General features: G+C 64.9%; 18 protein-coding genes. 14 read left to right on the top strand and 4 right to left on the bottom strand.

Features of this window, described 5'->3' with window-relative positions; translation table 11 throughout:
* Positions 1-21: 21 nt before the first annotated feature.
* Positions 22-471: a GNAT family N-acetyltransferase gene (locus tag NMQ16_RS13425; RefSeq protein ID WP_257081275.1), complete on the bottom strand. Its 450-nt coding sequence runs from the start codon at positions 469-471 to the stop codon at positions 22-24.
* 3 nt (positions 472-474) lie between these two features.
* A complete protein-coding gene (locus tag NMQ16_RS13430) occupies positions 475-1,794 on the bottom strand; it encodes a DUF3422 family protein (protein ID WP_257081276.1) in 1,320 nt (439 codons plus the stop codon).
* 304 nt (positions 1,795-2,098) lie between these two features.
* Between NMQ16_RS13430 and NMQ16_RS13435 the strand changes: the two genes are divergently transcribed.
* The 12 genes from NMQ16_RS13435 (at position 2,099) to NMQ16_RS13490 (ending at position 15,418) form a co-directional block, all read left to right on the top strand.
* Positions 2,099-2,761, top strand: coding sequence for a GspH/FimT family pseudopilin (locus NMQ16_RS13435; RefSeq protein ID WP_257081277.1), 663 nt, complete (start codon positions 2,099-2,101; stop codon positions 2,759-2,761).
* Positions 2,761-3,213, top strand: a complete 453-nt coding sequence (gene pilV, locus NMQ16_RS13440) for a type IV pilus modification protein PilV (RefSeq protein WP_257081278.1) — start codon at positions 2,761-2,763, stop codon at positions 3,211-3,213. The genes NMQ16_RS13435 and pilV (NMQ16_RS13440) overlap by 1 nt, the downstream gene beginning before the upstream one ends.
* Positions 3,210-4,253: a PilW family protein gene (locus NMQ16_RS13445; protein ID WP_257081279.1), complete on the top strand. Its 1,044-nt coding sequence runs from the start codon at positions 3,210-3,212 to the stop codon at positions 4,251-4,253. The genes pilV (NMQ16_RS13440) and NMQ16_RS13445 overlap by 4 nt, the downstream gene beginning before the upstream one ends.
* Complete coding sequence (locus NMQ16_RS13450) at positions 4,250-4,867, top strand: PilX N-terminal domain-containing pilus assembly protein (protein WP_257081280.1); 618 nt, start codon at positions 4,250-4,252, stop codon at positions 4,865-4,867. Before NMQ16_RS13445 ends, NMQ16_RS13450 begins: the two co-directional genes overlap by 4 nt.
* 21 nt (positions 4,868-4,888) lie before the next feature.
* Complete coding sequence (locus NMQ16_RS13455; RefSeq protein ID WP_257081281.1) at positions 4,889-8,536, top strand: pilus assembly protein; 3,648 nt, start codon at positions 4,889-4,891, stop codon at positions 8,534-8,536.
* Positions 8,529-8,996: a type IV pilin protein gene (locus tag NMQ16_RS13460; protein WP_306441827.1), complete on the top strand. Its 468-nt coding sequence runs from the start codon at positions 8,529-8,531 to the stop codon at positions 8,994-8,996. The genes NMQ16_RS13455 and NMQ16_RS13460 overlap by 8 nt, the downstream gene beginning before the upstream one ends.
* Before the next feature lie 94 nt (positions 8,997-9,090).
* The gene (locus tag NMQ16_RS13465; protein WP_257081283.1) at positions 9,091-9,714 is read left to right on the top strand and encodes a GspH/FimT family pseudopilin; all 624 of its coding nucleotides are present in this window, start codon (positions 9,091-9,093) and stop codon (positions 9,712-9,714) included.
* Positions 9,714-10,154 (top strand): type IV pilus modification protein PilV, encoded by a 441-nt coding sequence (gene pilV, locus NMQ16_RS13470; RefSeq protein WP_257081284.1) that lies wholly within the window; start codon positions 9,714-9,716, stop codon positions 10,152-10,154. The genes NMQ16_RS13465 and pilV (NMQ16_RS13470) overlap by 1 nt, the downstream gene beginning before the upstream one ends.
* Complete coding sequence (locus NMQ16_RS13475) at positions 10,154-11,146, top strand: PilW family protein (protein ID WP_257081285.1); 993 nt, start codon at positions 10,154-10,156, stop codon at positions 11,144-11,146. Before pilV (NMQ16_RS13470) ends, NMQ16_RS13475 begins: the two co-directional genes overlap by 1 nt.
* Positions 11,143-11,682 (top strand): PilX N-terminal domain-containing pilus assembly protein, encoded by a 540-nt coding sequence (locus NMQ16_RS13480; RefSeq protein WP_257081287.1) that lies wholly within the window; start codon positions 11,143-11,145, stop codon positions 11,680-11,682. Before NMQ16_RS13475 ends, NMQ16_RS13480 begins: the two co-directional genes overlap by 4 nt.
* A gap of 5 nt (positions 11,683-11,687) precedes the next feature.
* Entirely contained in the window at positions 11,688-15,068 is a 3,381-nt protein-coding gene (locus tag NMQ16_RS13485; RefSeq protein WP_257081288.1) for a pilus assembly protein, read from the top strand.
* Positions 15,069-15,070: 2 nt separating this feature from the next.
* The gene (locus NMQ16_RS13490) at positions 15,071-15,418 is read left to right on the top strand and encodes a hypothetical protein (protein ID WP_257081289.1); all 348 of its coding nucleotides are present in this window, start codon (positions 15,071-15,073) and stop codon (positions 15,416-15,418) included.
* A gap of 15 nt (positions 15,419-15,433) precedes the next feature.
* Here NMQ16_RS13490 and NMQ16_RS13495 read toward each other — a convergent pair whose 3' ends face one another.
* Entirely contained in the window at positions 15,434-17,035 is a 1,602-nt protein-coding gene (locus tag NMQ16_RS13495; RefSeq protein WP_257081290.1) for a peptide chain release factor 3, read from the bottom strand.
* 84 nt (positions 17,036-17,119) lie between these two features.
* Positions 17,120-18,292, bottom strand: coding sequence for a DUF2863 family protein (locus NMQ16_RS13500; protein WP_257081295.1), 1,173 nt, complete (start codon positions 18,290-18,292; stop codon positions 17,120-17,122).
* Positions 18,293-18,383: 91 nt separating this feature from the next.
* Here NMQ16_RS13500 and NMQ16_RS13505 point away from each other — a divergent pair, with 91 nt between their 5' ends.
* Positions 18,384-19,514: a M14-type cytosolic carboxypeptidase gene (locus NMQ16_RS13505; protein WP_257081296.1), complete on the top strand. Its 1,131-nt coding sequence runs from the start codon at positions 18,384-18,386 to the stop codon at positions 19,512-19,514.
* Between the two features lie 48 nt (positions 19,515-19,562).
* Positions 19,563-19,882: 2-dehydropantoate 2-reductase N-terminal domain-containing protein (locus NMQ16_RS13510; protein ID WP_373566790.1), on the top strand; the 320-nt coding region annotated here is incomplete at its 3' end.

Here is a 19,882-nt window from a genome sequence, read left to right on the forward strand (position 1 = left end):
ATGCGGACTGTGGCCTGCGCATCAGTCGAGCATCAATCGCATCGCCTTCATGTCCGAGCCTGCGAATCCATGCTGCCGGTAGAAGCGTTGCGCATCGAGGTTGTGACCATCGGTCAGCAGCGTGATGCGGCGGCACCCGCGCTGCTGTGCGCAGTCGATCGCGGCCTCGAGCAGCCGGCTGCCACAGCCGCGGCCGCGCTGCCCGGGCGCCACCACCATGTCTTCCAGCAACGCGACGCGGCTGCCGAGCGCGGTGCTGGTCAGGTAGAGCAGGCTGACCATGCCGACCGGACGATCATCTTCTGCAAGCACCAGGATGTCGCCGCTGTCCGGCGCCTCGAGGATGCGCTGCAGACCGCGCGCCTGCGTTGCCGCGTCGGCGACGAATTCGGCTTCCTGCGCGAACAGCTGTGCGAGCAGGGCGCACAGGTAAGGAATGTCGGCCAATGTGGCGTGACGCAGCGTCTGCATGGGTCAGTTCGTGCCTTCTTCGGCCGCCAGCTTGCGCCGCATCCGGCGCAGCCCGAGTGCGGCCAGCCCTGCGATGACCGGAATCGAGATCGCGGTGATCGTTTCCGGGCTGAGCGGCAGCCAGGCATGCAGGCCCTTCGCGAGGTACTGCACCAGTTGCGACGCGTAATACGTGATGGCGACGATGGACAGGCCTTCCACCGTTTCCTGCAGCCGCATCTGCAGTTTCGCGCGCTGGTTCATCTGCCCCAGCAACTCCTGGTTCTGGCGCTCCAGTTCGATGTCCACCCGGGTCCGCAGCAGTTGCGAGTTGCGCGCAATCCGCCCCGACAGCTCTTCCTGCCGTCGTGCAATCGCCTCGCAGGTGTTGATTGCGGGTGCCAGCCGGCGGTCCATGAATTCGCCGATGGTGGGAAAGCTTTCGACCCGCTGCTCGCGCAATTCGCCGATCCGGCTGGTCACCAGCCTGTAGTAGGCCTGCGCCGCGCCGAAGCGGAAGGTGGTGCGCGCCACCGAGCGTTCCACCTCGGCGGCGAGCCGGGTCAGGTGCGACAGCACGTTGCGCTCGTCTTCCGGCGTCGTCGCCGTGCCCATGCTGTCCATCAGGTCGGCGAGTTCGCCTTCGGCGCGTCCGAGCAGGCGCCCGACATCTTTGGCGACCGGAAAGGCGAGCAGGGCCATGACACGATAGGTTTCGATCTCGAGCAGGCGCTGCACGGTGCGACCCGCCTGACGTGTCGTCAGACGCTCGTCGAGCACCAGGTAGCGCGACCAGCCGTCGGTCAGCATGAAATCCGTGAACACCCATGCCGCACCGTCGGCGACCTGTGAGGCGACGCCCTGGCGACCGCTGGCGATCAGACCGTCCATGACGGATTTCGGCCCGAGTGCGGTAGTGGACTGCAGTTCGATATGGGTGGCCACGATCACCGAGCCCGGCAGCCCTTCCAGCCAGCCGGCCGGCACGCGCGGCAGCGCGCCGTGACGCGCGTCGGTTTCGTCGGCGCGCGGGGTGCAGAAGAAGGCGTAGCTGGAAAACTCGTTGTGCCGCTCCCACTTCAGCAGGAAGTCGCCGACATCAAGTTGCAGGTGACCGCCATCCGCCTCCGGCAACGGTTTGGCAAAGGCGTCCGCCAGGGCCCGCAGCTGCTGCAGTTCGCTGTCTTCCGTCGTCCCGTCATGGATCAGCGCGAGGTAGGACACGCGCTTCGGATGGGTCAGCGATACCGGCGGCCGGGCGTGCACCTCGTTGTTGAGCTTGTAGCGCAGTGGGTGCTCGGGTAGATGGCCGAGCGTTCGGGCGGGACTGTCGTTATCAGGCATGGTGCAGGGGCGGCATGATCGGGTTGAACTGACCGGATTGTGCAGCACGCGGCATGATGACGATACAAGCCGGTGATTCAGGCCGGCAAGACGCGCCTGAAGGTGCAAGCCCGCACGGCGCGCCCGACCCGGCCGCGGGCGCCGATCGCACGCAGGTCTCATGCGCCGTGACGGATGTCACGGCAATCGACCGCAGCGGCGCCGTTCGGGCGCTGCTTCCTGCCGTTCGTCATTGGCGGCTCGCGCCGGACGGTGGTCTTGACGTAACTTGAAATCAGAACTCCCTTTCCGGTCCAGCCTGTCCATGACGCGTCTTCGCCCTGCGCACGCCGGCTTCACGATGATCGAACTGATGATCGTGGTCACCCTGATGGCCATCCTGGCGGCTTTCGCATTTCCAGCATTCCAGAGCTTCATCGCGTCGAACCGCCTCACAGCCGAGTCGAACGAGCTGCTGTCGGGCATGAATCTGGCGCGTTCCGAGGCGGTCCGTGTCCAGCGGCGCGTGTTGCTGTGCCGGGCAGCAGCAGCAGATGGCGTCGTGAATTTCAGTGCGACCAACGGATGCGTGACGACGGCAAACAGCGAGCCCTGGCAGGCCTGGGCAGTGTTCGTCGACGAGAACAGCAACGGTGCCATCGATGGCACCGAGCGCATTCTGCGGATGCAGGCCATCGCCGGCAACGCACTGGAACTCATTTCGAATGATGACCTTGCGGCCGCCGGTAACCGTATCGCGTTTCGTCCCGACGGGATGGCGCGTGGCCAGGGATCGTTGGCACTTCAAACGGCACAGGTCAGGGTGTGCGATCGCAGCGGCGCGCTCGGCGGCAGCAACATGCGGGTGGTGTCGCTCGTGTCGGGCAGTCGCATGTCGATCGCACGCGGGAATGACGCGAATTGCGGCGTGACCGTGCAGCCCGTCGAAGAAGGCGGTGGTGGCAGCACGCCGGTGGAGGGAAGCTGATGAAGCATCAATCTAGACCGATGCAGCGGGGGGTGTCGCTGATCGAAGTGCTGGTCGCGCTGTTCGTGCTGGCATTCGGCATGCTCGGCATTGCCGGCATGCAGACCATGGCGATGAAGGCCAACCAGAGCGCCTTCGAGCGCAATGCGGCGGTGATCGCGGCCTATTCGATGGCCGACCGCATGCGCAGCAATCAGGTGCTGGCGCGCAACGGCACCTACAACCGTGATCTGCCGGCTTCCGGGTGCGAGATACCCACCGGTACCGAGCCGGCGACGATCGACATCAATCAGTGGCTGACGGGCCTGGCGAACAATCTTGGCGCCGGTTCGTGCGGTGGCATCACCTGCTCCGGTACGCCGGTGTCCTGCCGCATCACCGTGCGCTGGGACGACAGCCGGGTGACCAATGGCGCGAGTGACCATACATTCCAGGTGGACGTCCGCATATGAACATCTTCCGTTCTTCCCAGCGCGGCACATCGCTGGTCGAGGTGCTGGTCACCCTGGTGCTCGGCCTGGTGGTATCTGCGGGTGCCATCGCCATGGTGATCAGCAACAGAGAGGCCTACCGCTCGACCGAGGCTCTGTCGCGCATCCAGGAATCGACCCGCATGGCGTTCGAGCTGATGTCACGCGACCTGCGTGCCGTCGGCATCAATGCCTGCAACGGTGGCCGCTCCCGCGTGTTGAATCTGCTGGCCGATCCGAGCACCAGGTGGTGGTCGAACTGGTCCGACACGACGCGCGGGCTGCGTGGCTTCAACAACACGGAAGCCTCGCTGGCCGCCGTCATCGGCACCGGCGTCGGGCAACGGGTGACCGGCACCGATCTGGTCGAGGCGATACACGGCGGGACGGCAGCGATGTCGGTCAGCGTGCACAACGACGCGGCATCGACCCTCACGCTTGCCGCGCCGCACACGCTGGTCAGCGGCGATCTGGTCGTGCTGTGCGACTTCGATAACAGCGCGATCTTCCAGGTCAGTGCGGTCGATGCGTCGACCAATTCGGTTGTTCACGACATCGGTACGGGCTCACCGAGCAATTGCTCCAGTGGCCTCGCTTTCCGCACGCCGCTGACCTGCGACGCCGGCACCGGCGTGCGCAAGGTGTTTCCGCCCGGCTCGCAGCTGATGCGGCTGCAGGCGGCCGCCTGGTTCGTCGGCAACAACGGTCGCGGCAGCAACACGAACAGCCCGACTTCACTGTACCGGGTCAGCGTCGGCAACAACGGTGCCGGCAGCGCCGCGCCGGTGGCAGAGGAAATCGTCGAAGGCGTACGTGACATGCAGATCACCTATCGCCTGCCGGGCGGTGACTACGTCACGGCGACGGACATCACGGCACTCAATCGCTGGAACGAGGTCGTCGCCATCCAGATCCAGCTCGATATCGATGCGCCGGATACCGGCACGGCGACCAATGCCGTGGGCGCCCGGCTCACACGGCGAATTTCCCATGTCGTGAATCTCAGGAACCGCGTGTCATGAGTGCGCGACAACCGAATCTGCGCACGCAGCGCGGCGCCACGCTGCTGGTCGCGCTGGTGATGCTGATCGTCATGACCCTGCTCGGGCTGGCGAGTATCCGCGGCACCAGCATGCAGGAGAAGATGGGCGCGAACATGTACGACCGCAGTCTGGCTTTCCAGGCGGTCGAATCGGCGCTGCGCGAGGCCGAAGCGAGCATCACCGTCACGACGACCGTCACCAACAGCAACGGCCTGTACTGCCTGCCCGGTGGCACGCCGCCGCTGTGCGCGGTCGCGGCACCGACGCCGCCGAGTGGTGGCGGGGGCGGTTCGGAGGAAAGCACACCGGTGGCGCCCGCGTACGTCGAGCGCTGGAACGATTCCACGACACAGTGGCGACAGGCCACCACCTGGTGGGGCCAGATCGATACGGCCATGAAGGCCCGCCTCAGCGACAACAGCAACACCCCGCCGGAATTCATCATCGAATACATGGGTGAATTCGAAGACGGCACCGGCTGCAGCCGCCGCGGCAGCACGTCGTGCCGCGGGCCGCGCTACCGCATCACCGCGCGCATGCCGCCGGTCGAGGGACGGCCGAACGTCGCCTTGCAGACCACCTATCGTCCATAGAATGAACCGGGAGTTCCGATCATGAGTGCTGTTCGTTCTTTCGCCATTGCCGGCCTGCGTGCTGCCTGCGCCAGCGTGCTCGGGGTCTGGCTGGCGTGTTCGCCAGCGCAGGCGCAGGTGCCCATTTCCAGCAATCCGCTGATACTGAATGTGACGGCGGCGCCCAATGTGCTGATGATTCTCGACAATTCCGGTTCGATGTCTTGGGAGGCCTTGCCGGATCGTTTTGTCGGCCTGTGGGATTTCGTTTTTTCGATCCGTGCAGGCACCGGGAATTCCTCGGCCTACATGCCTGACTACGACGACGCCAACATCCTGAATGTGGCGATGCGTACCAGCCAGATCAACCGGGTCTATTACAACCCAGCCGTCACCTATCGCCGCTGGACGGGTCCGGAAGGCACGCAGTACGACGCATCGGACCCGACCAACGCCCGGTACACCCCGGGCAACACGTCGAGCATCGATCTCACGGCAGAGCAGTCTGGCCGCTTTCGCTGGGTCACCAACACGACCGCCACGACGTTTTCGTTCAGCACCACCAACGTGCCGCGGAGTCCGTCGGCGCCGTGTACCCAGTTTGACCAGGACGACAGCAATGCGGTCGACACGCGCAACTGCGTGAAGAACTTCTGGCCGATGACCTGGTACGTCTACAAAGGCACCGGATCTGATCTGGAGCGCATCAACTACTACCGCTACCAGATCCGCGGCAATGACGCCGACCGGCTCGATCTGGCCGATGGCTCGGTCACGTCGGTCACGACCTTCAACTGGGCGGGTGGCGTGACGCGCACCATCGCCGAGGAAAAGCAGAACTTCGCCAACTGGTTCACCTACAGCCGCAGCCGTCGCGACGCAGCCAAGAACGGGGTGAGTGCCGCTTTTTCGACGCTGGGCGAGAACTACCGCATCGGGTTCCGGCAGTTGAACGGCACCACGGGGCAGATGGATATCCCGCTGACCGGCGGCTTCGCCGGCACCAACCGCGAAACATGGTTCAACAACATGTTTGCCTCAAGCGGCTCGTCAACGACACCGCTGCGCGTGGCACTGGCCCGCGCCGGTGAGTACTACCGGACGACCACCGGTGAGAACGATCCGTGGGGTCCGGCTGAACCGGACGGCCTGCTCAGCTGCCGCCAGAGCTTCACCATCCTGACCACCGATGGCTACTACAACGACAGTCCCGCTGGCGTGGCTGAAGTGAATGACGCCATCGGAAATGAGGACGGCACAGAAGGGGCTCCTTACGCAGATACGCGCTCGAGTACGCTTGCCGACGTTGCCATGTACTACTACAAGAACGACTTGCGGAGCGACATTGCCAACCGCGTGCCGACCAGCGATGCCGACCCGGCGGACTGGCAGCACATGGTCACCTTCGGCGTGGCGCTGGGTCTGCAGGGATCGCTGAATCCGGACACCGACCTGCCGCGGCTCACTTCGGGCGAGTTGTCTTGGCCCAGCACCTCCACCGACAGCGGCAAGCTGGACGACCTGTGGCACGCGACGGTGAACGGTCGCGGCAAGTTCGTCAGCGCGGCGACGCCGGAAGAATTCGCGAACGGTCTGAAGGGCGCTCTGGACACCATCGTGCAGCGCACCGCATCGTCGTCCAATCTCGGCGTGTCGTCGACCGAGCTGCGCGAAGGCAGCAAGGTGTTCCAGGCACGCTTCACCAGTGAGGTCTGGACCGGCGACCTGTGGGCCTTCACGGTGACCTCCGGCGGCCTGGGCACGACGCCGCAGTGGAAGGCATCGGAACAACTGCCTGCAGCGGCCAGCCGCAACATCTACACCCGCAATGCGACGCTGGGCGTGACCTTTCTGTGGGACAACCTGAGCGACACCCAGAAGGCACAACTGGGCGACGACAGCGCGGTGCTCGATTACCTGCGCGGCGTGCGGACGCAGGAGGTCGATCAGGGCGGGCCGTTCCGCAACCGCCTGTCGGTGCTCGGCGACATCGTGCATTCGTCGCCGGTGTTCGTCGCGGCGCCGGATAACTTCTCATATGAGCGATTCACGTGGGAAGGTGCGTCGACCTACCAGGCATTCCGTCAGAGCCTGATTGCCGATTCCACGGCTGAACCGCCGGTCGCGGCGCGCCGGGAAATGGTGTACGTCAGCGCGAACGACGGCATGCTGCACGCTTTCGACGCCGCCACCGGTGTCGAGCGGTTCGCCTATGTACCCAGTGCGGCGTTGCCGGCCATGAGGACCCTCACGTCGCCCAACTACGCGCACCGCTTCATCGTCGACGGTTTCCTGCGCGCCGGTGATGTCTACCAGAGCGGTGAGGGCGGTACCGGACAGTGGCGCAGTGTGCTGGTCGGCACGCAAGGTCGCGGCGGTCGCCAGGTCTTTGCGCTCGACATCACCAATCCGGATGCCTTCGGCACCAGCAGCATCCTGTGGGAATTCACCGATTCGGATCTCGGCCAGTTCATCGGCAATCCGGTGCTGACCCGGCTCAACAATGGCCGCTGGGCGGTGCTGATCGGCAACGGTTACAACAGCGACCAGAACCGCGGCTTCCTGTTCGTGATCGATGCGCTGACCGGCGCGCTGATCCGCAAGATCGATACCGGCGATTGCGTGTCGACCGACAGCCCCTGCCTCAGCAATGGCCTGGCCGACATCACACAATGGGACAACGACGGCGATGGCACGGCGGATTACGCCTATGCAGGTGACCTGCGCGGCAACGTGTGGCGCTTCGACCTGACATCGACCGTGGCCAGCGAGTGGAAGGTCGCTTTCGGAACGAGCGAAGCGCCGATGCCGCTTTATCGCGCGCTCGACGCATCGGGCAATCCGCAGGCCATCACTTCGAACATCGAAGTGCTGCTGAATCCGGCGGACGGTGTGCGCTGGATCAGTTTCGGCACCGGCCGCTTCCTGGCAGGCACCGATCGTGCCGACACCTCGACGCAGACCTGGTACGGGCTGTACGACAACTATCTGGGGGATACGCTGACCTCGCCGGTGAGCGGCCGCAGCAACTTCGCGCAGCGCGTCGTGCTGTTCGAAACGGCGCTCTTCACGCCGGAGACGACCGACATCAATCCGAATCGCGTTCGCGTCATTTCGGCGCCGGGCGACACGTCGGGCGGTGCGGCCATCACCGATGCCGACGGCAATTACGTGAAGCAGGGCTGGTACCTTGACCTGCTGCCGCCGAGCGGCACCCAGCAGGGCGAGCGGATGTTCTATGGTGTGCAGGCCTTCAGCACCGCCTTGTTCGCCACCACCGCGATCCCGGCCGACGACCCCTGCAGCCCGGGCGGCAACGGCTGGCTGCTGACGCTTGATCCCTACACCGGCGGCCGTCTGCAGGACAATGTGTTCATCAACCGCGAACCGGTGACCGTCAGCGTCGAAGGACAGCCGTCGGTCAATTACAACGTCAGCGGTGTCGGACTGCTGTCCATCCCGTCGCGACCCATCCTGGTGCGCAACGACGCACCCGCCGGCGACGGTTCGGTCAGCGGTGGCGGCAGCACCGGTGGCACCGGTGGTCAGCCGCTCGGTTCGCCCTGCACGACCCTCAGCGGTCAGGCCGGCGTGCTGATCGGCCTGGCCAACGGCGAAACGGTGTGCGAAAGCCTGAATCTGCCGGACATTTTCGGCCGGCTGTCGTGGCGAGAACTGATCAATGACTGATACCGGGACCTACTACGTGCGCATGAACATCCACCACAGCCTCCAGCGCGGCTTCACGCTGATCGAACTGATGATCGTCGTGGCGATCATCGGCATCCTCGCGGCCATCGTCTATCCGAACTACACGCAATACGTCATCGACAGCCGGCGCGCGACGGCGGCTGCCTGTCTGTCGGAGCAGGCGCAGATGCTTGAGCGTCAATACACGACCGCGCTCACCTACGTCGGTGCAACGCTGCCGGCCAACCAGCAGTGCCGGACGGATCTGACCGGCTTCTATACGTTTCCCGCCCCTACGCTTGCGGCCCGTACCTACACGATCACGGCTGTCCCGCAGTCCGGCCAGTCGTCCAATGATTCCAAGTGCGGCTGCACGCTCAGTCTCAATCAGACCGGCGCGAAAGCCGCCACAGGTACCGGTGACACATGCGCAACGCGGGCGGCCGCCTGCTGGCGCTGACACGACACAGAAGTTTGCGCCCACCCCTTCGGGGCGTACTCAAGCTTCAAGGCCTGCGGCCGTAACAGAGGGATCGCCTTCCCTCTGTCCGCCGATGCACCGCCGTTCGCCCGCTTCGGGCTTTACGCTGATCGAACTGATGATCACCATCGCCATCCTGGCGGTGGTGACCACCTTTGCCGCGCCCTCGTTCCAGAGTCTGGTCGTGATGAATCGCCTGACTGCCGAAGCCAATGAATTCATTGCCGGCATGAACGGCGCGCGCGCGGAAGCCATTCGCGGCAACGCGCGCAGCGTGCTGTGCCGGGCGGCGGTGACGGCAGGGCAGATCGATGCCGCAGGCGGATGCGTCACCGATGCCGACGGCACCTGGGCAGGCTGGATGGTGTTCATCGATGCCGACGGCAGTGGTGCCTATAATCCGAATGCCGTGACCAACCCGGTCGAGGTTGTGGTGCGCACCCATGTCTTCCTGGGCGATCAGGTCAGGGTGCTGGCGAGTCCCGCGCTGGCAGCCAGCGGCAACCGCGTGGTCTATCGTCCCGATGGCCTTGCGCGGGCACCAGGGCAGACGATGCTGCAGTCAGGCACCTTGCGCCTGTGTACGGTCATCGATGGCATCACCAGCAATGCGCGCGATATCCGTCTGGGTGGTGGCAGTCGCATCGGGGTGGCACGCAGCACGTCGGCCAGTTGCGCTGCGCCGGGGGATACCTGATGAAGGCGCAGGCGGGCGTTTCGTTGATCGAAGTGGCGGTTGCACTGTTCGTGCTGTCGGTCGGCATGCTCGGCATGGCGGCGCTGCAGATGGCGTCGCTGCGTTCCAACCAGAGCTCCTACGAACGCAGCGCCGCCGTGCTCGGTGCCTACACGATGATTGACCGGCTGCGCGCCGATGTGGCCGCGGCCCGCGGTGGCAGCTACAACCTCGCACTGGCCGCCGATACCTGCACACCGCCGGCCGCCGGCAGTTTTGCCGAAACGCAACTGGCCAACTGGATCTCCGACCTGCAGACCAGCATGGGCAGTTCGGCCTGCGGCGGCGTGACCTGCGCCGGCGGCGCGACCGGTAGCTGCGTGATCACCGTGCGCTGGGACGACAGCCGCGCCCGCGGTGGCTCCGCCAGCCAGCTGTTCCAGATCGAGGCCCGCCTGTGATGCGCCCGCACGCACAGCATGGACGCACGCTGATCGAGTTGATGATCGCGCTCGCCATCGGCCTGTTCATCACCGGTACCGCGATCGGTCTGGTGCTGTCGAACCGGCAGACCTACAACATGACCGAGGGGTTGTCGCGCATCCAGGAGGCGGCCCGAACTGGTTTCGAGCTGCTGGCGCGCGACATCCGCGACGCCGGCCTGAACTCCTGCGGCGGCGCGCTGCAGTTCGTCAACGTGCTGAACAATCCCTCATCGCTCTGGTGGACGCAGTGGAATGGTGGTCTGCGCGGTTACGGTGGCAGCGAGGCCTTTGCCGGCGCGCCCTTCGGCAGCGCTGCCGGCCAGCGCGTGGCCGGGACCTCAGCGCTGCAGGTGATGCGCACCGGCAGTCAGCCGCAAACCATATCGGCACACGATACCGCGACGCAGCTGATCACCTTCAGCCCGGCCAACCGCGCGCTTGCCACGGGGGATCTGGCCATCGTGTGCAATTTCAGTCAGGCCAGCCTGTTCCAGGTGACCGACGCCAACGGCACCCAGGTCGAACACGGCAACTCGGGCTCGCCGGGCAACTGCACGCGTGGGCTGGGCTTTGCCGATCCGCCCGACTGCAGCGCCAGTGGCCAGACCTATCGCTTCGAGGCGAACGCGGTGGCGATGCGGCTGGAGTCGCTCGCGTGGTACGTCGGCAACAACGGCCGCACCACGACCACATCGCGCTCGCTGTACCGTGTGGCGCCGCAGAACGACGCCGGCACGCTCACGCTGGTTGCCGAGGAGGTGATCGACGGTGTGGTCGACCTGCAGGTTGACTACCTCCCCGAAGGTGCCACCGCCTATGTTGCGGCGACAGCGGTGACCGACTGGAACGCCGTGATCGGCGTGCGTCTGCGGCTGATCATCGATGAGCCCGATCGCCCCTCGACGGCAGCCGATCGTGTGCGTCGCACGATGACCCACGTGGTCACGCTGAGGAACCGGATGTCATGAACTCGATGCTGCCCGCCCGGCAACGCGGCGTGACGCTGGTCGTCGCGCTGATGCTGCTGCTTGCAGTGACGCTGCTCGGCCTGGCCAGCATGCGCGGCACCGGCATGCAGGAGCGCATGAGCGCCAATCTGTACGATCGTGCGATCGCCTTCCAGGCGGCCGAGTCGTCGCTGCGCGAGGCCGAAACCCTGCTGGCGAGCGGTACGGCCGGGCCGTTCGACGGCACCGTCAGTGGCTTGTACGCCAAGCCGACACCGGGTGCGAGTTCATTCCTGAACCGCTGGGAGGATCCGGCCGCCGTCTGGGCGTCGGCGACGGTCTGGTGGGAAGCCGCCGATGCCGATACGCGCGCCAAGGCGGCCGGCGTTCCGCAGTACCTCATAGAAGATCTTGGCCTCTGGCCATCCACGCCGGATTGCGACACCGTCACGACGATCGCATCCGATTGCCTCAAACCGCGCTACCGCATCACTGCGCGCAGTGCCCCCGCCGCCGGTCGGCCTGCCGTGCTGCTGCAGACCACCTACAGACCATGATCCCCATGCATCGAATGCTCGCCGGCCTGCTGCTCGCCGCACTGCAGATCGCCACATTCCTGGCAAGCGCGCCGGCCCGTGCTGCCGTCGACATCGCCGACGCACCGCTTGTGGTCGGCAGCGCGGTCGCGCCCAACCTCATGTTCCTGCTGGATGACTCGGGCTCGATGCAGTGGGAGGTGATGCCGGACGAGAATCTCTACTTCTCAAACTATCTGTTTCCGTTCCCGGACTCGGTCTATGGTGGTCTGTCCTACGCGGAGCAGATTCCGACTTTTGAAGACAACAATATCCACAACTTCTTCGGCCGATCGCCCGACAACAACGCAGTGTTCTACAACCCGCAGACGGACTATCGCCCGTGGCTGCGCCATACCGGCGTGTCATTCGGCAATGTCAATCCGGCCGCGGCGCCGTACAACCCGGCGCATGCGGATCGCGGCACCCTGAACCTGACGGCCGAGCAGACGTTGTCCGCCTTCTGGTTCCGCAACAACACCAACACCAATCAGAACTCGGCGACGTATGCCTGCGTGCCGCCGTGCAACCACACCTTCCGGCCGATCACGTTCTACATTTATCGCGGCAACGGCTCACGCGTCTCGGCGGCCAACTACACCAAGTACCAGATCCGCGGCACGCGCGCCTACCGGCGCGATCCGGTGACAGCCGGCGAGGTTGAGATCACGTCCTTCACCTGGCCTGACGGCACGACCCGCACGGTGGCGGAGGAGACGCAGAATTTTGCCAACTGGTTCTCGTATTACCGCAGCCGCATCCTGACAGCCCGTGCAGGCGCGTCGATCGCGTTCGGCCGGCTGGGCGAAAATTTCCGTGTGGGCTTCCGCACGATCAATGGCTCGGGCGAATTGCTGATCCCGACCAACGGTGGTTTCACCGGCACCAATCGCGAAACCTGGTTCCAGCGGCTGCTCGAGACCAACATCAATCCGGCCGGCACGCCGCTGCGCACCGCGCTGAACTGGGCCGGCAATTACTACGAGAGCAAGACCGGAGACGATGACCCCTGGCGCCAGACCGGCTACGCCAATCCGCTGACCTGCCGGCAGTCCTTCACCATCCTGACCACCGACGGCTACTGGAGCGATGTGTTCGCACTGAACCTGATCGGCAATTCCGACGGCACCGAGGCGCGTCCCTATCGCGACACGCACAGCAATACGCTGGCCGATGTGGCGATGTATTACTACAAGCGAGATCTGCGTACCGGCATTGCCGACAACGTACCGACCAGTGCTCGCGACAGCGCCAACTGGCAGCATATGGTGACGTTCGGACTGTCGCTGGGCGTCAGCGGCACGCTGGATCCGGCGACCGATCTGCCGGCGCTCACCGCGGGCACCAAGAGCTGGCCCGATCCGGCGAACAGCTCGCCCGCCAAGCTCGACGACCTGTGGCACGCCACGCTCAACGGGCGTGGTGCGTTCGTGAATGCCGCCGATCCGCAGCAATTCACCGATGGCCTGTCGGCCGTGCTGACCGACATCAGCGAGCGGGTGGCCTCGACCGGCAATGTCGCCGCCACCAGCACGTCGCTGACCAGCAATACGCTGCTGTTCCAGTCGCGCTTCGTCGGCGGCAACTGGACCGGCGACCTTGTGGCCACGCGCATCAACACCGATGGCACGCTCGCAACGACGCCGTCGTGGAAGGCATCGGAACACATTCCTGCTGCGGCCAGCCGCAACATCTACACCTGGTCGGGTACCGCCGGCATCACGTTTCAGTGGGCCAATCTGAGCGCCGCCCAACGTACTGCCATCGGGTCGTCCGCCACGCTGGATTACCTGCGCGGGGCGGCCACGGGTGAAGCGCGCAATGGCGGATCGTTCCGCAACCGCACCAGTGTGGTGGGCGACATCGTCAATTCGCTGCCGGCCTATGTGGGTGCGGTCACCGATCTGCGCTTCGAGCGCTTCAGCTGGACCGGTGCAACCAGCTATCAGGCGCATCGCACTGCTGTCGCCAGCCGGCGCGAGATGGTTTATGTGGCAGCCAATGACGGCATGCTGCATGCCTTCGATGCGCGCACCGGTGAAGAGCGTTTTGCCTACGTACCGACCGGTGCCTTCAGCACGATGAAGTTGCTGGCCAATCCGGAGTACGTCCACAAATTCATGAATGACGGCTCGCCCGTCGTGGCCGAGGTCTATTTCTCCGGTGCCTGGCGCACCGTGCTGATCGGCACCCAGGGGCGTGGCGGCAAGACGGTCTATGCGCTTGACGTGACGAACCCGGACAGCTTCGCGGCGAACAAGGTGCTGTGGGAATTCAGCGATGAAGATCTCGGCCAGACGGTCGGCAGTCCGGCCATCGCACGCATGAACGACGGCAACTGGGCGGTGGTGATCGGCAATGGCTACAACAGTGCGAACGAACGCGCCGTGCTGCTGGTGCTCGACATCGCCACCGGTACGGTCGTGCAGCGCATCGACACGATGCAGGGTTCCAGCACGTCACCCAATGGCCTTGCGGCGGCCGAGGGCGTCGACATCGATCGCGATGGCGACTTCGACTACTTCTACGCCGGCGACCTGCTCGGCAATCTGTGGAAGTTCAACACCAGCAGCAGCAATCCGGCGCAATGGCGCACGGGCTACGGCACCGTCGCCGCGCCGCGGTCGTTGTTCACGGCCCGCAGTTCCACCGATGCGGTACAGCCGATCACCGGTGGCGTCAGCATCGGCTTCAATCCGGTGGACCGGAAACTGTGGATCTACTTCGGCACCGGGCGCTATCTGGCGACGTCTGATCCGGGCAGTACCGCCACGCAGACCTGGTACGGCGTGAATGATACGGGTAGCCGGATCGGCAGCCGCAGCAATCTGGTGCAGCGGGTCATCCTGCAGGAAGGGGCGACCGGGCAGGGCGACAATTACCGTGTGGTGTCCAAGCCGGGTGACAGCACTGGCGGCGCCAACATGGGCAGCAAGCGCGGCTGGTACATCGATCTGCTGTCGCCCACTGCCGGTGCGGAAGGTGAACGCATCGTCAATGCGCCGGTGCTGGGGGCCACGACGCTGTTTGCCAGCACGCTGATTCCGAGCAGCAACCCGTGCGAGCCGGGCGGCCGTGGCTGGGTGATGGGAGTGAACCCGTTCACCGGCGGCCGGCAGGATTTCGATGTGTTCGACTTCACGCGCAATGGCGTGGTCGATGCGAGCGACCAGGTGACGCATACCGAAGGCAGTACCAGCCGCCGTGTGGTCGGCAGCGGCTACAGCACCGACAGCCTGCCTGGCAGTCCGCTGCAGATCGGCAAGCAGCAGATTGTCGGTGGCTCGGACGGCACCGCACGCTCGCGCGTGGTGTCGGACGGCGTGCGCGCCGGCCGGGTGTCCTGGAAAGAAATCATCGGAGATTGAACATGAAGCTGTCCATCCGTCACCTCGCCACCGCCGCGCTGTGTGCCGCGGTCACGCTGCCGCTGAATGCGGCCGAGCCGCTGCACCCGTTGTCGAATCCGTCGCTGTATGAACAGCAGGGATACGTCAGCGACATCGATACCGCCACCGGCGCGATGACGATAAACGGCAAGCGCTACAAGGGAAACGCCAACACCGTCATCTTCATCGTCGACAAACAGGGCCGCCTGGGCAAGGGCCGGACCCTTGCCGACATCCCGGCCAACACGCGCGTCAGCTTTGCCACCAGCGCCGACGGAACCGTGACCCAGGTGCTGGTCGGCAACGGCATCATGCCGATGCCGCAATAGTGTGCCGTGGGTGCCTCAGTGGCTGGCAAACATCAGGCCCGCATGCTCTCGCATGGCGTGAAATTTGATCTTGGTCCATTTCTCCTGCGCCACCCGCAATTCGGCATTCATCGTTGCCAGAAAGGCCGGCGCGTTGACGGCGTCGTAGGCGATACGGTGCGCATTGGCGTCGATGAAGCGCTTCAGTTCGCGTTCGTCGTCGCAGGTCACCCAGCGCGCCATGCTATAGCGGGTGCCTTCCAGCCGGGCATCGACGCCGTATTCCGCCTTCAGTCGGTGGATCACCACTTCGAATTGCAGCTGCCCGACGGCTCCGAGCAGCAGTGTGCCACCGGCCAGCGGGCGGAAAACCTGAATCGCACCTTCTTCACCCAATTGCTCAAGACCTGATCGCAACTGCTTGGTTCGCAAAGGATCACGTATTTCAACGCCTTGGAACAATTCGGGTGCGAAGAAGGGCAGGCCGGTGAATTGCAGCGTTTCGCCTTCGGTCAATGTGTCGCCCAACTGCAGCGTGCCGTGGTTCGGAATACCGATGATGTCGCCGGCGTAGGCTTCTTCCAGCAGCTCGCGCCGCTGCGACAGGAAGGTCACCACATTGTTCGGCCGGATTTCCTTGCCGTTGCGGCTGACCTTGAGCTTCATGCCGCGCTGGAAGTGACCGGAGCACACGCGCACGAAGGCGATGCGGTCACGGTGCGACGGATCCATATTGGCCTGGATCTTGAACACCACGCCTGACAGCTTTGCCTCGTTCGGCTCGACCCGGCGCTGGATGGCCGGGCGCGCACCCGGCGGCGGCGCCAGTTCGACCAGCGCGTCCAGCACCTCCTTGACGCCGAAGTTGTTGATCGCCGAACCAAAGAAAACCGGTGTCTGACGGCCGGCCAGGAATTCGGTCTTGTCGAACGGCGGGGCGGCATCGCGCACCAGGTCGATCTCGTTGTGCGCCGTTGCAAGCTGCATCGGATAGCGCTTTGCGATTTCCGGGTTGTCCAGACCCTGCAGCGTTTCTTCCTTGCCGGAAATGCGGTCTTCACCGGCGCGGAACACGCGCATGCGGTCGGCGTGCATTTCATACACGCCGGCGAATTCCTTGCCCATGCCGAGCGGCCAGGTGAAGGGAGCGACGTCCATGCCCAGCGTGCGTTCGAGTTCGTCGATCAGGTCAAGCGGCGCGCGCACCTCGCGGTCCATCTTGTTGATGAAGGTGATGATGGGCGTGTTGCGCGCACGACAGACTTCGAGCAGGCGCAGCGTCTGCGCTTCGACGCCGTTGGCCGCGTCGATCACCATCAGCGCGGCGTCCACGGCAGTCAGCACGCGGTAGGTGTCTTCCGAGAAGTCGCGGTGGCCCGGCGTGTCGAGCAGGTTGACGATGCAGTCGCGGTACTCCATCTGCATCACCGAACTGGCCACCGAAATGCCGCGCTGCTTCTCGATTTCCATCCAGTCCGACGTGGCGTGACGCGCCGCCTTGCGCGCCTTCACGCTGCCGGCGATCTGGATCGCGCCTGCAAACAGCAGCAGTTTCTCGGTCAGCGTGGTCTTGCCCGCGTCCGGGTGGGAAATGATGGCAAAGGTGCGCCGACGGGCGACTTCGGATTCGAGCGACATGGCTTCAGACTGAAAAAAGAGGATACGGCCGGGGTACCGACGACCGCCCCATCGGGGCAGCCGGTGCGATCAAGGCAGATTCGGTCAATGCAGGTGCGCAGGTGGCTGTTCGCCGTCTTCCGGCAGACCGGCATGCACCGGCTGGCCGTCGGCGTCGGCGTACATCGGGGCGCCGCAATCATCGCAGTACTCCAGGGGCATGCGATGGTCGAGCACCAGGATGTCGGTCACGCCGCTGCTGCGCAGCACGCCTTCGATCTCGCCGATGATGTCGCTTTCTTCGTCCTCTGCACCGAGCAGTGCCCACACCACGCCGTGCACGACTTCATTCGATTCGCCGACGGTGAAGCTGATGCGGTATTCCTCCAGCTGCTGGTCGTGGAAGGGCGCGACGATGGCGCGCAATCCGCTTGCCTTCGTGTTCAGCGCGCCTTCGAGGAAAGATACCGAGGCGTGCAGCGAATAGGCACGCGAGGCGCGATCGGCGTCACGGCAGGCGGTATGGAAGGCGTTCGGCGCCAGCAACTCGTAGGCGCAGCCCTGCATCATCGGTGCCAGTGCCGCAGCGCCCTGGGTCTGCCACTGCTTGACCGCATCCTCGCGTGCACCGTCGGTTTCCTGCCAGCGGAACAGCGCCGCGCCGCGCGGCGCAATCGCAATTCCGATCAGGTAGCGGGTATCCGACAGGAAGCTGCTCGTTTCACCCATCGATTCCGCTTCGAGCTTCAGGTCGGTACCGGCGAGGGCGGCTTCGCCCAGATCGTCGCTCAGGTCGCGCGCTTCGACGTAGCCGCGCGGCAGTTGATCCGGGCTGAACAGGTAATCGGCCAGTGCGATCTTTGCGTGCGCGCTCATCACGTGAGCGCCGAGCTGCGTGCGCAGCGTGTCGAGCAGCGGTGCTGCGATCGGACCGGCCGGAATGGAAAAGCGCGACCATGCAAGCAGAGGGGCCGTGAACACGACCGCGTCCCAGTCCTGCGCACTCTTGCCCGGCAGGCCGCATTCGACACCGGCTTCGATCGCATCGGCCAGTTCGTCATAGGCAGCCGGATTGTCCTTCCACAGGTGGTCGAGCGCGCCGCTGAGCGTTTCTTCGTTGCGGTCGGCAAGCAGTCGGGCCACCAGTTCGGTCAGTCGCAACTCCCAATAACGATCTTCTACACGGCTGGCAGACAACGCCAGTCCGTCGGCGAGACGGGTGAGCTGGGCGGCATCCTGGCCGAGGCCGCCACGGCGGGAGAATCGGGTGCGTTTCATATCGGGGTCCGGAAGCTGAGGGCGGATTCTACCAAGCCGGGCCGGTGAGTCGGCCGGTATACTCGCCCGCGGATCACTTTGGAGCGCACTCTTGATCAGAATCAGCAGCCAGTTCGACAGCGGCGCCATCGAGGTCGTTGATGCATCGAACCCTTCGAACATCCGTCTGCGGTTGCGCGACGACAACGCAGCCGACGTTCGCCAGTGGTTTCACTTCCGCCTGCAGGGCGCGCGCGCGCAGGCCTGCACGCTGGTGTTCGAGAACGCCGGGCAGGCCACCTTTGCGGGCGGCTGGGAAGGCTACCGCGTCTTGGCGTCCTATGACCGGCGCAACTGGTTCCGCCTGCAGTCGGGCCATTACGACGGCCAGCATTACGTGTTCGGCCTGACGCCCGATTTCGACAGCGTTTATTTCGCCTACTTCGAACCTTTCCCGTGGGAACGCCACCTCGACCTGCTCGGCACCGCCGATGCATCGCCGGTGGCCACCGTCAGCGACCTCGGTGCCACACCGGACGGGCGTGACCTGAATCTGATCACGATCGGTCGTGCAGCGCCCGGCAAGCGCCGGATCTGGGTCATCGCCCGGCAACATCCGGGTGAAACCATGGCGGAGTTTTTCGTTGAAGGGCTGCTCGAGCGGCTCTACGACACGTCAGACCCGGTGTCGCGCAGGCTGCTCGAACGTGCCTGCTTCTTCGTGGTGCCGAACATGAATCCGGACGGTTCGGTGCGCGGCAACCTGCGTACCAACGCCCGCGGCGTCAATCTGAACCGTGCCTGGCGCGAGCCGGACATGAACGACAGTCCGGAAGTGGCGCTGGTCAGGGCGCGCATGCTGTCCACCGGTGTGGAAGTGTTCCTCGACATCCACGGCGACGAGACCTTACCGTTCGTTTTCGCCGACGGCAATTGCATGGTGCCGGGCTTCAGCGAGGCACACGCGCGGGCCGAACAGCGCTTTTCGGACACGCTGCGAGCGGTGACGCCGGACTTCCAGACCGAGCGCGGCTACGCGCCGGACCGCTTCAGTGACGAAATGCTGACGCTGGCTTCGAAGTGGGTGTTTCACCAGTTCGGCTGTCTGTCGCTGACGCTGGAAATGCCGTTCAAGGACAACGCCAATCTGCCGGACGGGCTGTTCGGCTGGTCGGCAGCGCGCAGCAGGCGGCTGGGCGAAGCGACTTTGCAGGCATTGCTGGCTGCGCTCGATGCTGACTGATCCGGCCGTGAGCCGCTCCGATTTCCGAATCTTTTCAGGGCTGACTGAATGAAAATCACCGTAATCGGCACCGGGTACGTGGGCCTGGTGTCAGGGGCCTGCATGGCCGAGATGGGCAACGACGTGCTGTGCCTGGACCTTGATCCGGAGAAGATCCGGATCCTGAAGGAGGGTGGCATTCCGATCCACGAGCCGGGGCTCGATGCGGTGGTGGCGCGCAACGTGGAAGCCGGGCGTCTGCACTTCACGACCGACGTGGCCGAGGCAGTGCGCTTCGGCACGATCCAGTTCATCGCCGTGGGCACGCCGCCGGACGAAGACGGCTCGGCCGACCTGCAGTACGTGCTGGCGGCGGCGCGCAACATCGG

This window comes from Methyloversatilis sp. XJ19-49 (genome assembly GCF_024580145.1).
Lineage (GTDB): Bacteria > Pseudomonadota > Gammaproteobacteria > Burkholderiales > Rhodocyclaceae > Methyloversatilis.